We start from the raw sequence: 13,152 nt of genomic DNA, 5'->3' as shown, positions 1-13,152 counted from the left end.
ATTTTACAACTTTTTCCATTGGCCTGTTACAGCAGAGGGCAGCCCGCAGGCTGCCCTCTCGCCTTTACCGTAACATGGCCGTTTTTGCCTTTGGTCGTTTCTGCTTATGCCTTTGCGACGATATCCTGCATCTCCTTGATCTCGTCGGCGGTGCAGATGCCCTCGGTGACACACTGGTCGTACACGGACTGCACAGCGGTCTGGAAGGCCTTCAGCTCATCGGCAGAGGGCTCGTAGACTTCGCAGCCGGAATCCACGATGGTCTGCTTTGCGGCGCTGGAGTTCTTGTCGATCAGCTCGTCGTTGTACTCGCCCATCTTGGTGGCGCACTCGGTAATGATATCGCGGTACTCCTCGGGCAGGCCGTTCCACCATGCTGCGTTCACATAGAAGGGGTCCGGATGGAACTGGTAGTTGACCTCGGTGAAGTACTTCTGCACTTCATAGAACTTCATGCCCTCCACGTTGACCCAGGGGTTCTCCTGACCGTCTGCAACGCCGGTCTTCAGGCCCATGTACAGGTCGGAGTACGGGATGGTAGTGGTGGTAGCACCCATTGCCTGGAAGGTCATGTCAATGGTCTTCATACCGTTGGTGCGCATCTTCAGGCCCTTCAGGTCTGCGGGAGCCTTGATGGGGTGCTTGGAGTTGGAGAACTGGCGGTAGCCGCCTGCATCGCACAGGTTAATGATGACGGTGCCCGTCTCGCCTTCGGCCTCAGCGCACACCTTCTGTGCCAAATCGCTCTGCAGCAGAGCCGTGACCTGCGCACGGGTGTTGGTCAGGAAGGGCAGGGTGAACATCAGCAGACGGGGGCTGAAGTCGAACTGACCGCCGCGCATGCCCTGCACGGTGCCGGCCACGACCTGCTCCAGCATCTCCTTCTCGGTGCCCAGCTGGCCGTTGCCGTAAACCTCGATCTTCACATGGCCGTTGGTGGCCTCTGCCACATCGGCGGCAAACTGCTCCATGGAAACAAAGCGGGGGTTGCCTTCGGGCTGTGCATGACCCACGGTCATGGTGAAGTCGCCCAGAGATGCAAACTTGTCCTCACCGGCTGCTGCGGCACTTGCTGCAGTGCTGGTGGATGCTGCGCCGGAAGCAGCCGGAGTGGATGCACCGGAACCGCCGCAGGCTGCCAGAGCACCTGCAGCTGCCATTGCACCAGACACCTTCAGGAAATTGCGACGAGAGATCTTTTTCATAATCTTCTTCCTCCTTGTTTCAAGGGTGCCGTTTTGCCTTGTACTCTAGCAAAGTTTTTGGCAACCCCTGTATACAGCATTTTCATTGCACGCTAATCGTAACAGAAAATTCACATCCGCACAAGAGCCAAACTTCGCCAACTTCGTAAAGTTTCTTTGTGCATAACTAACAATCTTATCCGTTTCTCGTGAAAGATGTTACAATCTGATGACACAATCCCGTTCATTTTCATCTGATATATCAATTTTTGTCAGATATGATAAATTTTGGAGCTTTTCCTATACTTGTATACAGGCTATTGTATACTTCATTCTCATACGTTGACAATCTCTTTTTAGCAGGCTAAAATAGAAATATCTTATCATCAACTGTGTAAATGGAGTGTGAGCACATGGCTGAACAGCTGCATTCGGAGGACATCTACCAGACGCTGGAATATGAGATCGTTACGCTGAAGATCAAGCCCGGAGAGACCATCAGCGAAAATCAGCTGTGCAAGCGGTTCGGCATCTCGCGCACACCGGTGCGCGCTGCCCTGCAGCGGCTGGAACAGAACGGCTTTGTGCAGATCATTCCCTGCAAGGGCACCATCGTCACCCCCATCAATCTGGATATCGTGGATCAGATCGTATACCAGCGCACAGCCGTTGAAAGCACGGTGCTGCGCGATTTCATTCAGGTCTGTTCGCCCAAAGAGTACATCGAAATCAAGCACAAATATGACCTACTGGAAGAGATGGCCCAGACCATGACCGACCCAGACAATGTGGATATCAATGCCTTCCTGACGCTGGATCTGGAAATGCACGCCATCTGGTTTTGCAGCATGAACAAGTGGTATATCTGGCAGAACCTGACAAAGCCGCAGCCGGATTATTCCCGCTTTACCCGTCTGGATGTGGTGCGGGCCAACAATGTGCCGGATGTGCTGAGCGAGCACCGGGAAATTTTGCGGGTGATCCGGGAAAAAGACCTGGATGCCATTGAACCGCTGATCCGGCGGCACCTGTACGGCGGCCTGCGCCGCATGGGCACCCAGCTGTACGCAGAAAAGTACAGACCTTATTTTACCGGCATCTGAACCAATAAAAAACAGGCGCATCCGCCAGCCTTTCGGCCTTTGGATGCGCCTGTTTTGTTTTTTGTATAATTTACTGCTTGTGGTACTTGCGGTCCTCTTCCTCGTAAACAGGGTCACAGGTCAGGTACATTCCCAGCCGGTTCAGGGTGCTGGTATCCACACCCGAGAGCAGCACGGTGGAGTGCACATCACAGCCCTTGAGGTTGGGCAGCTGATGCATGGCCGCTGCAGCCTGCTCGTTGGAAGCAGCCGAGCTGGAAAGCGCGATCAGGATCTCGTCGGTGTGCAGGCGGGGATTCTTGCCGCCCAGATAGTTGGTCTTGAGGGTCTGGATGGGCTCAATGGAAGCCGCACTCACAAGGTCGGTCTCCTGCGGGATACCGGCCAGCACCTTGAGAGCATTCATCAGAGCAGATGCTGCTGCACCCAGCAGCGGACCGGTCTTGCCGGTAACAACGGTGCCGTCCGGCAGCTCAATGGCGGCAGCAGGGGCCCCGCCGGTGCTCTCGCTGCGGGCATGAGCCTGCTTTTCCACTTCGCGCTGGCCCACGGTCAGGTCGGCCTGATTCATCAGCAGTTCCAGCTTGTAGCGCTCGGTCTCCTTGACCGTGCCGGTGATCTTCTGCTCACACAGGCACTTGAAGTAGCGGCGCAGGATTTCCTTGCGGGAGGCTTCGCGGCAGACCGCATCGTCCACGATGCAGTTGCCTGCCATGTTCACGCCCATGTCCGTGGGGGACTTATACGGGCTTTTGCCGGCGATCAGCTCAAACATGGCGTTCACCACCGGGAAGATCTCAATATCGCGGTTGTAGTTGACGGTGGTCACGCCGTAGGCTTCCAGATGGAACGGGTCGATCATGTTCACATCGTTCAGGTCGGCTGTGGCGGCCTCGTAGGCCAGATTCACCGGGTGCTTGAGGGGAATGTTCCAGATGGGGAAGGTCTCGAACTTGGCGTAACCGGCCTTCACGCCGCGCTTGTACTCATGGTACAGCTGGGAAAGGCAGGTGGCCATTTTGCCGCTGCCGGGGCCGGGGGCCGTGATGACCACCAGCGGGCGCTGGGTCTCGATGTAATCGTTCTTGCCGTAGCCCTCGTCGCTGACGATGCGGGCCACATCGTTGGGATAGCCGGGAATTTTGTAGTGGCGGAAGGTGCGGATGCCCAGACCGTTCAGCCGCTTTTCAAAGGCCTCCACCTCCGGTGCAGCGGCGTACTTGGTCACGCACACGCTGCCCACATACAGGCCTACTTCCTGGAAGGCATCGATCAGGCGCAGCACATCCAGATCGTAGGTGATGCCGTAGTCGCCGCGGATCTTGTTGCTGATGATGTCCTCGGCGCTGATAACGATGACCACCTCGGCCTGATCCTTCAGCTGCAGCAGCATCTGCAGCTTGGAATCGGGCTGGAAGCCCGGCAGCACGCGGGACGCGTGGTAATCATCGAACAGCTTGCCGCCGAATTCCAGATAGAGCTTGTTGTCGAACTTCTTGATGCGCTCGCGGATATGTTCTGACTGCATCGAGAGATATTTGTCGTTGTCAAATCCAATTTTCATCGTTCGTTTCCTTTTCCTCTTTGCTGTGCCCGGCACACCGCACCGGAACTTTTCCATAACAGAAACAGTATACCACACTCAAAAACCGGGTGCAATCCAAAAGGGCGGCTGCAAAGCTTTTTCCAGCAAATGCGGTGTTTCGCGCTGTTCTTTGCTGCATTTTTTGTGAAAATGGTTCTTGCCGCGTTTTTGACAGCGGGTGTATCATGTTATATCTGATTGGATTGGAAGTCGTGGGCGGTTACTTTTTCTTTTTATCCTTCTGATCCTTCGCGCGATCCTGCGTAATACAGCAAGCCCCCGGGTCTCCCCGGAGGCTTGCTGCAGCTTTATGAAGTATCTCGAATATGGAGGGAATGGCGTTTATTCTGCGTCGGTACGGTTTTTCTTGAGCAGGCTCAGGATCACAGCACCCAGAACGCTGCCCACAGCCAGCGCCACACAGTACAGAGCGGTATGGTCCACGACTGGGAACACGAAGATGCCGCCGTGCGGTGCACGCAGAGCGCAGCCGAAGGTCATGGAGAGCGCACCGGCCACCGCTGCACCGGCCACACAGCTGGGCAGGACGCGCAGCGGATCTGCTGCTGCATAAGGGATTGCACCCTCGGTGACGAAGCACAGGCCCATGACGTAGTTCACGATGCCGTTGCGGCGCTCGTCGGCAGTCCACTTCTTGGGGCAGAAGGTGGTGGACAGGGCGATGGCGATGGGAGGAACCATGCCGCCCACCATGACAGCGGCCATCACCTCATAGTTGCCGGAGGCAAGGGCTGCCGTGCCAAAGACATAAGCTGCTTTGTTGAACGGGCCGCCCATATCAATGCTCATCATACCGGCCACGACGGCACCCAGCAGCACCTTGGAGGTGCCGCCCATGGCGTTCAGGCAATCGGTCATGGCCGTGTTGATCATGCCCATGACCGGGTTGATGCCGCACATCACCGCGCCGAGGATGAGCATACCGCCCAGCGGGTAGATGAGCATGGGACGGATGCCATTCAGGCTGGCAGGCAGCTTTTCGGTGATCTTTTTCAGCAGCTCGACGATGTAGCCTGCAGCAAAACCGGCCAGCAGTGCAGCAAGGAAGCCGCCGGAAACACCGGTGGTCTCACCCGCTGCAATGCCTGCAAAGTTGGTGCCGTTCATGGCCAGCACACCGCCCACAAAACCGACCGCCAGACCCGGACGGTCCGCGATGGACATGGCGATGAAGGCAGACAGGATGGGCAGCATGTAACCGAAGGCTGCGCTGCCCACCGTCTTAAAGAAGGCAGCGACCGGGGTGTTCATGCCAAAGTTGGAGGGATCGATGGTGTAATCGTCCAGCAGGAACGCCAGTGCGATCATGATGCCGCCGCCCACCACGAAGGGCAGCATGTGGGAGACACCGTTCATCAGGTTCTTGTACAGAGCGCGGCCAAAGCTGTCCTTGCCGGAAGCATCCTCGGCGGCCTGTGCGCCGCCCTCGGCGTGGTAAACAGGCACCTCGCCGTGCACGATCTTCTTGATGAGCTCCTCCGGCTTGTGGATGCCATCGTCCACCCGGGTGAACAGCACCGGCTTGCCGTCGAAGCGGGCGGTCTCCACCTTCTTTTCTGCTGCCACGATGATGCCGTCGCAGTTTGCGATCTCTTCTCTGGTGAGGATGTTCTTTGCTCCATCCGAGCCATTGGTCTCCACCTTGGTGGGCAGACCCAGCTTGTCACCGGCCTTGGTCAGGGCTTCCGCTGCCATATAGGTGTGGGCGATGCCGTTGACGCAGGCGGTCACGGCCAGAATGCGGTAGCCGCTCTGGGGGATCTCCTGCTGGGTGAAGCTCTCCGCGCCGAACTGAGCCTCCTCCTGTGCATCGATGCAGTCAAGGAACTCTGCCGGGGTCTTTGCGGCCTTCAGCTTTTCTACAAAGTCCTCGTTCATCAGCATCTGCATCATACGGGCCAGCATGTCCACATGCAGGCTGCCGTTTTCCGGAGCCGCAATGGCAAACAGCAGGTCGGTGGTACCGTCGTCCTCGGCATTGTACTGCACAGGGCTGCTCAGCCGCAGCGCCGCCAGACTGGGCCGGGTGACTACATTGGTCTTGGCGTGGGGCACCGTGATGCCGTTGTCCACATAGGTGGAGCCCTCCGCCTCACGGGCATAAAGGGCCTTTTTGTAGGCTTCCTTATCCGTGATGTTGCCATGGGTGGCCTGCAGCTCCACCAGACGGCTGATGATCTGCTCCTGATCGGTCAGAGCCTCATCCAGTGCGATGGACTGCGCGGTGAATAATTCCGTAATACGCATGATTTTTCTCCCTTCCTGTATAACTGCAACCCTCTCCGTCACAGAGGGTCAAATTTCCTTCATCAGTTCGTCGATTTTTTCTTTGGTGGCAAGGCCAAGGCTGAACGCCGTTGCACTGCCGCAGGCTGTGCCCAGACGCAGTGCAAAGGAATAGCTCCGGGTCTGCATCCAGCCAGCCACAAAGCCGGCCACCATGCTGTCGCCTGCGCCCACGCTGTTTACGACCTTGCCCTTGGGGCAGCCGATGCGGTGCACCTCGCCATTTTCGTCCACCAGCAGGGCACCGTCGCCCGCCATGCTTACCAGCACGTTGCGAGCGCCCTTTTGCTGTAGGGTGCGGGCCGCAGCAATGATCTCTTCGTCCGTAGTCAGCACCCTGCCCACGATCTCGCCCAGCTCGTGGTTATTGGGCTTGATGAGGAAGGGGTGGTACTGCAGCACGTTCACCAGCAGGTCGCGGGTGGCATCCACCACAGCACGCACGCCCCTGCCCTGCAGCCGGGCCAGCAGCCGCTCGTAGGTATCCTGCGAAAGGCTTGCCGGGATGCTGCCCGCCAGAATGAGGATATCATCCTCGTTCAGGCTGTCCAGCTTCTTTTCCAGCTCCTGCATGGCGCTCTCCGGGATGTCGGGTCCTGCGCCGTTCAGCTCGGTCTCCTGCCCTGCCTTGATCTTGACATTGATGCGGGTCATGCCCTGTTCCAGATGCACAAAATCGGTCTTTAAGCCCTGTGCAGCAAGACCGCGTTCCAGCCATGCGCCGGTCTCACCGGCCACAAAGCCCAGCGCCACGCTCTCGCAGCCCAGCTGTGCCAGCACACCGGACACATTGATGCCCTTGCCGCCCAGCACGCAGTCCTCGCCTTTGGCGCGGTTCACCTCGCCTACTTCCAGCGGTGCATCCAAACGCACCACATAGTCAATGGCCGGGTTGAATGTTACGGTATAAATCATACTTCCGTCTCCTTTACCAGCGTGAATTGTTTGTATTTAGGGTTGGGGCAGCGGTTGGTGAGAATGGCACCGCCCTGCAGGTCGGCAATGGCTGCCGGGTAGATGCGGGAAAACTTGGCATCATCCACAAGGAACCAGGCTTCCCGTGCACGGTGCACTGCCGCTGCTTTCACGGCAGCTTCCTCGGGGTCCGGCGTGGTAAAACCGGCATCCAGCGCCACACCGTTGGCACCCATGAACGCCTTGGTAAAATTGTAGCGCTGCAGGCTGGTGACTGTGGGTGCACCCACAATGGCTTCGGTCTCGGGCCGCAGCAGTCCTCCGGGCAGATACACCCGGCAGCCCTTTCGGGCCAGTGCCCGGGCATGGGCCACGCCGTTGGTCACATAGCTGGCTTTGAGGGCGTCCCCCGCCAGTGCACGCACCAGCTCCAGCGTGGTGGAACCGGCATCGATGAACACAAAATCGTTCGCGCTGATGAGCTGCGCCGCAGCCTGCGCGATGCTGCGCTTCTGCTCCACAGCCTGCGACTCCTTGGCCTCCATGGTGGGTTCATCCGCCAGAAAACGGCTGTCCGGCAGGGTGGCACCGCCGTGCACCTTGTTCAGCTTGCCCAGCCGGTCCAGTTCGGTCAGGTCGCGCCGGATGGTGGATTCACTGGTGTTCAGCGCCTCGCACAGTTCCTGCACCGTCACGGTGCGCTTGCGGTTCAGCTGTTCCATGATCAGGCTGAAGCGTTCTTCTGCCAGCATCGGCATCCTCTCCTTTGGTTTGATCTTATCTTTGACGGTTTATGACCGTTTGTGCGTTGTTTTGGTTGATTGCATCTTTATTATAGCAAATGCAGCGCCAAAATCAATCACCTTCAGTCAATTTCATTCATTTTCGTTCACAAAAAATTGTATTGAAATTTGTGCAGGGAGCACAAAAGCTGGGATACAAGCATTTTGTGCAAACAAAAAAGCCGCCGTGCGTACCAATCGCACAGCGGCCGGAGAGATAGCTTATTGAGGAATCACTCGGCAGTCCAGTAGAAATCGTCGCCGGGCATTGCGCCGCCCACTGCCTTGGGGTCGGCATCAAACAGCACCTGCAGATAAGCGGATGCGTTGGTCTTGAGCTCGTCGCCGGTCAGGCAGACGATGTTGCAGTTGGGCAGGGCCTTCTTGGCAATGGCAGCCTTGGCCACAACACCCTGCTCCTCGCACAGAGCGGCAGTGCCGTCCAGATCGGTGTTGGCAGCTTCTACGCTCTTGGCGTAGTCGGTAAGGAATGCGGCCACAACATCCGGGTGTTCCTCGGCATACTCCTTGCGCACCACGGTCACGCCGGTGATGAGCTGGGTATCCGCAACCTTGTTCCATTCCTCGGTCAGGTCGAGGGCCACACGCAGGGTGTCGTCCTGCAGGCCGGCTGCAGTCACATAGGGCTGGGGCAGAACTGCAATGGCATCCTCGGTATTGGCCATCTGGGCCGTGACCTCGGTGGCCTCGCTGTAGTATTCAATGGTCACGTCCTTGTCCGGGTCGATGCCGTTGGCGTTCAGAAGATAGCGCAGCACGTACTCCGGCGTGGTGCCCTTGCCGGTGGACAGGATGGTACGGCCTGCAAGGTCTGCCATGGACTGGATCGTATCGCCGCCTTTTTCCACTACGTACAGCACGCCCAGCGTGTTGACGGCCACAGCCTGAATGCCGCCCTCCGTCTTCTGATACAGGGTGGCGGCCAGATTTGCCGGGATGGCAACCATGTCCAGCTCGCCCTTCATCAGCAGCGGCACGATCTCATCGGCAGCGCCGTAAAGCTGCAGGTCGTAATCCATGGAAGCGGTGCCATCCTCTTCCATGCTCAGCAGGTTGACAAGGCCCATGGTGGTGGGGCCTTTCAGGCCGGCAATGCGCAGAGCATCGGTGGTGGACAGTTCCTTTGCTTCCTCACTGGAAGCGGCTTCCGAAGCAGCCTCGGGGACAGCTTCGCTGGAAGCTGCGCTGGATGCAACAGAGCTGGATGCCGCACCGCCGCAGGCGGCAAGGCTCAGCACAAGGGCCAGAGCCAGCAGCATGGATGTCAGTTTTTTCATGCGGGGTTCCCTCTTTCCTCACAAGACCGCGCCATTTTGTGCCTGAAAATTTTGCACAGAACCATGGGTCGGTCTTTTCATATTTTTTACAAGGCAAATTTGCAAAATCATTTGCTTTGCGGGTCTAAGTTTACTATAATAGAGTCAAAAATACCGTTGCGTGTGCAACGGAATTGCAGGAGGGCTGTGGGAAGCCGGATCTTTCCCACGGAATTGTGATGAAAAACTTTCTTCCGCTGTTATGCTCCACCTCTTTATTCAATGGTCTGACCCCTGAAGAGCTGCAGACTCTGCTGGCCCAGCTGGGTGCCGTTATGCGCAGCTACGGCAAAGGCGAAGCGCTTGTTCTGGCAGGCGAACCCAACCGCAGGGTGGGCATCGTACTGTCCGGTGAGCTGGAAGCCTACCGTCCCGGGCCGCAGGGTGCGCGCATTCCCATCACCCACATGGAACCGGGCGGCGTGTTCGGCGATGTGCTGAGCGGTTCCAGTCTGGCAAGCCCGGTCACGGTGATGGCTTCGGTGCCCTGCGAGGTGCTGCTGATTCCCTACGAGCGGCTGCTGCTTTCGGATGGCAGTCCGGCGCACCAGCAGACATTGCGCAATCTGGTGCGCACCATCAGCGATAAATATTTTTCCCTCTCCCGCCGCATCGACCTGCTGGTGCTCAAAAGCCTGCGGGCCAAAGTGTGCGCCTATCTGCTCAGTGAAGCCGAGCGGGCTGGCAGCCTGACCTTCAGCATCCCGTTCTCCCGCATCCAGCTGGCAGATTACCTGAACTGCGACCGCAGCGCCCTCAGCCGCGAGCTGAGCCAGATGCAGCGGGACGGCCTGCTGGACACCTACAAAAGCAGCTTCAAGCTGCTGGAGCCTGAGGTACTGAAGCAAATGGTGCAGTGACCATTTGAATAGCCGCCGCGTGCGCTTTGGCTGTATTCAGCTGAAATTTTATTTTTATATTTGAGTTTTAGAAAAATCTACAGATTTTTCTAAAACTCTTTTTCACTGGAAGGCCGTAACCGTCAGCGGCATCATCTTGTTATTTTTAATATAGGAGTATTTTTAAATATGTCAAAACCGATTTTATGGATTGTGATCCCCTGCTACAACGAGGAGCAGGTGCTGCCCATTACAGCTCCCATGTTTCTGGAAAAGATCAGCGGCCTTGCCGCACAGGGCCTTGTGAGCGAGAAGAGCCGGGTGCTGTTCGTGAACGACGGCTCCAAAGACAAGACATGGGAACTGATCCAGAGTTTTGCCGCACAGGACGAGCACTACATCGGCATTTCCCAGAGCCGCAACCGCGGCCACCAGAACGCCGTGCTGGCAGGCTTGATGGAGGCACTGCACAGCGGCACCTGCGATGTTACCATTTCCATCGACTGCGATGGTCAGGACGACATCAACGCCATGGACGAGATGGTTAAAAAGTATCTGGACGGTGCCGAGGTGGTCTACGGCGTGCGCAGCCGCCGCGATACAGACACCTTCTTCAAGCGCTTCACCGCCGAGGGCTTTTACCATGTGATGAACGCTCTGGGCGCAGACATCGTGTTCAACCACGCAGACTACCGCCTCATCAGCACCCGTGTGCTGGAAAGCTTTGCCGACTACAGGGAAGTGAACATTTTCCTGCGCGGCATGGTGCCGCTGGTTGGCTTCAAGAGCGAGGTAGTCACCTACGAGCGTCACGAACGCCTTGCCGGTGAGAGCCACTATCCGCTGAGCAAGATGCTGGCCCTTGCCTTTGACGGCATCACCAGTCTTTCCAACAAGCCCATCCGCCTTATTACCGGATCTGGCATCTTTGTGAGCCTGATCAGCTTTATCGGAGTCATCTGGGCCATCATCGAAGCTGCCATGGGCAGCGTGGTGGCCGGCTGGGCCTCCACTATCTGCATCGTCTGCTTCATGAGCGGCGTGCAGCTGGTGTGCTTAGGCGTGATTGGCGAGTATATCGGCAAAATTTATATGGAGACGAAAGCCCGCCCGCGCTACATCATCAGCGAGCGCACCTGGGCACCCTACGAAAGGAAGTATCACGGATGAGCAAACAGAGCTGGCGGGGCAGCACCCTGCTGAACCCGGAACCGCCGGTATTGGTGTCCTGCGGCGGGCTGGAAAAGCCCAATCTCATCACCATCGGCTGGACGGGCACCATCTGCACCCAGCCCAGCATGGTGTCCATCAGCGTTCGGCCGGAGCGCTACAGCCACCACCTCATTCAGGAAAGCGGACAGTTTGCCATCAATCTGCCCACCGAAGCGCTGGTGCGTTCGGTGGACTGGTGCGGCGTGAAAAGCGGCCGTGATGTGGATAAATTTGCCGCCTGCGGCCTGCATTCTGCCCCCGGCAGCGTGCTGACCGACTGCCCCATTCTGGAAGAAAGCCCGGTCAATCTGGAATGCAAGGTAACTCAGGTGATCCCGCTGGGCAGCCACGACCTGTTCCTTGCCGAAGTGGTGGTCTGTGATGTGGACGAAAGCCTGCTGGACGAAAACGGCAAGCTGTGTCTCGAAAAGGCAAAGCTCATCGTCTACAGCCACGGCGAATATCTGGCTCTGGGCCGGAAGCTGGGCACCTTTGGCTACAGTGTGCGCAAGAAAAAGCCGGTAAGGCGTAAAAAATAATTTGCATTTCATCGCTTGACTTTTGCCCAAAACTGCATATACTAAAGATAGGCAATGAGATGAAGGCCTGTTCCGTGGTTACCACGAAAAAACCAAAAGCCCCCCGGTACTGATACTACCGGGGGGCTTCTTGGGTTAGTGCTTACTGCCCTTGAAGAACAGGCTGTCAAGCCACTTGCACAGATAGTAGGCAACTACCTCTGCTCCGACAGTCTGTATAAATGAGACGAAGACTTCCATTGGTTACCACCTCCTTTCCGCGGTTAGGGGAATGGAGAAGGGCCGCAGGAACAGTATAGCACAAAAACCGGTATCGCGCAATTTTGACGCAATACCGGTTTTTGTGCATTTATTCGTGCTTTACGCGCTGGATCTCGCCCAGATCGTAGGGGGTGTTCTGGTAGACATAGTAGTTCAGCCAGTTCTCATACAGCAGGTGGGCGTGGGCACGCCAGCGGAACAGCGGCGGTTTAGACGGGTCATCGTCCGGGTAGTAATTCACCGGCACATGGATGGGCAGGCCCTTGTCCACATCGCGGCGGTACTCTGAATCCAGCGTGTATTTGTCATATTCCGGGTGGCCGGTGACAAAGATCTGCCGTCCGTTCTCGGTGCTCATGAGGAAAGGCCCGGCCGCATCGCTCTCGGCAAGGATGCGCAAAGCCTTACAGTTGTCCACATCCTCGCGGCTGATGCCGGTGTGGCGGCTGTGGGGCGCATAGAACACCTCGTCAAAGCCGCGCACCAAAGGGTTCGACGGGCGGGTGACCCGGTGCTCGAACACGCCGAACATCTTTTCCGGCAGCAGCTGCTTGTGCACGCCGTAGTGGTAGTACAGGCCAGCCTGTGCACCCCAGCACACATGCAGGGTGGAGTAGACATTCGTCTCGCTGAAGTCCATGATCTCGCACAGCTCCGGCCAGTAATCCACCTGCTCAAAGTCCATGGTCTCCACCGGCGCGCCGGTGATGATCATGCCGTCGTAGCGGTTGTTCTTCACCTCGTTGAAGTTCTTATAGAACGATTCAAGGTGTGCTGCCGAAACGTGGGTCGCCGCATGGCTGGCCGTCTGCAGCAGGGTCATGTGCACCTGCAGCGGGGTATTTGCCAGCAGACGGGCGATCTGGGTCTCGGTGGTGATCTTGGTGGGCATCAGGTTCAGGATCAGGATCTCCAGTGGGCGGATGTGCTGGGCAAGGGCGCGCTCACGATGCATGACGAAGATATTTTCGTTGTAGAGGGCATCGTAAGCAGGCAGGGTCTTGGGGATGATCAGCGGCATAGTTCGTACTCCTAACGATTTAGAATAGCCTCCGCTGACGCTCTGGCTATCTTCAGCGGAATTTATT

At 57.3% G+C, this 13,152-nt stretch carries 11 protein-coding genes; 4 read left to right on the top strand and 7 right to left on the bottom strand.

Features of this window, described 5'->3' with window-relative positions:
• Positions 1–104: 104 nt before the first annotated feature.
• The gene (locus ACGHP1_RS02950) at positions 105–1,205 is read right to left on the bottom strand and encodes a TRAP transporter substrate-binding protein (RefSeq protein WP_223388112.1); all 1,101 of its coding nucleotides are present in this window, start codon (positions 1,203–1,205) and stop codon (positions 105–107) included.
• A gap of 392 nt (positions 1,206–1,597) precedes the next feature.
• On the opposite strand from ACGHP1_RS02950, the gene ACGHP1_RS02945 reads away from it, so the two are divergent.
• The gene (locus ACGHP1_RS02945; protein WP_390507635.1) at positions 1,598–2,287 is read left to right on the top strand and encodes a GntR family transcriptional regulator; all 690 of its coding nucleotides are present in this window, start codon (positions 1,598–1,600) and stop codon (positions 2,285–2,287) included.
• A gap of 70 nt (positions 2,288–2,357) precedes the next feature.
• Here ACGHP1_RS02945 and ACGHP1_RS02940 read toward each other — a convergent pair whose 3' ends face one another.
• The 5 genes from ACGHP1_RS02940 to ACGHP1_RS02920 form a co-directional block, all read right to left on the bottom strand.
• The gene (locus tag ACGHP1_RS02940; RefSeq protein ID WP_097776665.1) at positions 2,358–3,851 is read right to left on the bottom strand and encodes a DUF1846 domain-containing protein; all 1,494 of its coding nucleotides are present in this window, start codon (positions 3,849–3,851) and stop codon (positions 2,358–2,360) included.
• 363 nt (positions 3,852–4,214) lie between these two features.
• Positions 4,215–6,140, bottom strand: a complete 1,926-nt coding sequence (locus ACGHP1_RS02935) for a fructose-specific PTS transporter subunit EIIC (RefSeq protein ID WP_249235528.1) — start codon at positions 6,138–6,140, stop codon at positions 4,215–4,217.
• A gap of 48 nt (positions 6,141–6,188) precedes the next feature.
• Positions 6,189–7,094: a 1-phosphofructokinase gene (gene pfkB / locus ACGHP1_RS02930; RefSeq protein WP_005946476.1), complete on the bottom strand. Its 906-nt coding sequence runs from the start codon at positions 7,092–7,094 to the stop codon at positions 6,189–6,191.
• Positions 7,091–7,846 (bottom strand): DeoR/GlpR family DNA-binding transcription regulator, encoded by a 756-nt coding sequence (locus tag ACGHP1_RS02925; RefSeq protein ID WP_390507632.1) that lies wholly within the window; start codon positions 7,844–7,846, stop codon positions 7,091–7,093. Before ACGHP1_RS02925 ends, pfkB begins: the two co-directional genes overlap by 4 nt.
• 263 nt (positions 7,847–8,109) lie before the next feature.
• The gene (locus tag ACGHP1_RS02920; protein WP_390507629.1) at positions 8,110–9,174 is read right to left on the bottom strand and encodes an ABC transporter substrate-binding protein; all 1,065 of its coding nucleotides are present in this window, start codon (positions 9,172–9,174) and stop codon (positions 8,110–8,112) included.
• Between the two features lie 218 nt (positions 9,175–9,392).
• Here ACGHP1_RS02920 and ACGHP1_RS02915 point away from each other — a divergent pair, with 218 nt between their 5' ends.
• The 3 genes from ACGHP1_RS02915 (at position 9,393) to ACGHP1_RS02905 (ending at position 11,803) form a co-directional block, all read left to right on the top strand.
• A complete protein-coding gene (locus ACGHP1_RS02915; protein WP_097774005.1) occupies positions 9,393–10,073 on the top strand; it encodes a Crp/Fnr family transcriptional regulator in 681 nt (226 codons plus the stop codon).
• A 168-nt stretch (positions 10,074–10,241) separates the two neighbouring features.
• Entirely contained in the window at positions 10,242–11,222 is a 981-nt protein-coding gene (locus tag ACGHP1_RS02910) for a glycosyltransferase family 2 protein (protein ID WP_371292173.1), read from the top strand.
• Entirely contained in the window at positions 11,219–11,803 is a 585-nt protein-coding gene (locus ACGHP1_RS02905) for a flavin reductase family protein (RefSeq protein WP_390507625.1), read from the top strand. The genes ACGHP1_RS02910 and ACGHP1_RS02905 overlap by 4 nt, the downstream gene beginning before the upstream one ends.
• A 349-nt stretch (positions 11,804–12,152) precedes the next feature.
• On the opposite strand, the gene metA is transcribed toward ACGHP1_RS02905, so the two are convergent.
• A complete protein-coding gene (gene metA / locus ACGHP1_RS02900; protein WP_390507623.1) occupies positions 12,153–13,085 on the bottom strand; it encodes a homoserine O-succinyltransferase in 933 nt (310 codons plus the stop codon).
• Positions 13,086–13,152: the final 67 nt, after the last annotated feature.

The organism is Faecalibacterium sp. i21-0019-B1 (genome assembly GCF_042852915.1).
In the GTDB taxonomy this organism is placed as follows: domain Bacteria; phylum Bacillota; class Clostridia; order Oscillospirales; family Ruminococcaceae; genus Faecalibacterium; species Faecalibacterium taiwanense.
This window is presented reverse-complemented; position numbering and strand designations above follow the sequence as displayed.

Coding starts and splice junctions, on each gene's coding strand:
- ACGHP1_RS02915 (WP_097774005.1), top strand. CDS start 9,393: ATGAAAAACTTTCTTCCGCTGTTATGCTCCACCTCTTTATTCAATGGT.
- ACGHP1_RS02945 (WP_390507635.1), top strand. CDS start 1,598: ATGGCTGAACAGCTGCATTCGGAGGACATCTACCAGACGCTGGAATAT.
- pfkB (WP_005946476.1), bottom strand. CDS start 7,094: ATGATTTATACCGTAACATTCAACCCGGCCATTGACTATGTGGTGCGT.
- ACGHP1_RS02935 (WP_249235528.1), bottom strand. CDS start 6,140: ATGCGTATTACGGAATTATTCACCGCGCAGTCCATCGCACTGGATGAG.
- ACGHP1_RS02920 (WP_390507629.1), bottom strand. CDS start 9,174: ATGAAAAAACTGACATCCATGCTGCTGGCTCTGGCCCTTGTGCTGAGC.
- metA (WP_390507623.1), bottom strand. CDS start 13,085: ATGCCGCTGATCATCCCCAAGACCCTGCCTGCTTACGATGCCCTCTAC.
- ACGHP1_RS02905 (WP_390507625.1), top strand. CDS start 11,219: ATGAGCAAACAGAGCTGGCGGGGCAGCACCCTGCTGAACCCGGAACCG.
- ACGHP1_RS02910 (WP_371292173.1), top strand. CDS start 10,242: ATGTCAAAACCGATTTTATGGATTGTGATCCCCTGCTACAACGAGGAG.
- ACGHP1_RS02950 (WP_223388112.1), bottom strand. CDS start 1,205: ATGAAAAAGATCTCTCGTCGCAATTTCCTGAAGGTGTCTGGTGCAATG.
- ACGHP1_RS02940 (WP_097776665.1), bottom strand. CDS start 3,851: ATGAAAATTGGATTTGACAACGACAAATATCTCTCGATGCAGTCAGAA.
- ACGHP1_RS02925 (WP_390507632.1), bottom strand. CDS start 7,846: ATGCTGGCAGAAGAACGCTTCAGCCTGATCATGGAACAGCTGAACCGC.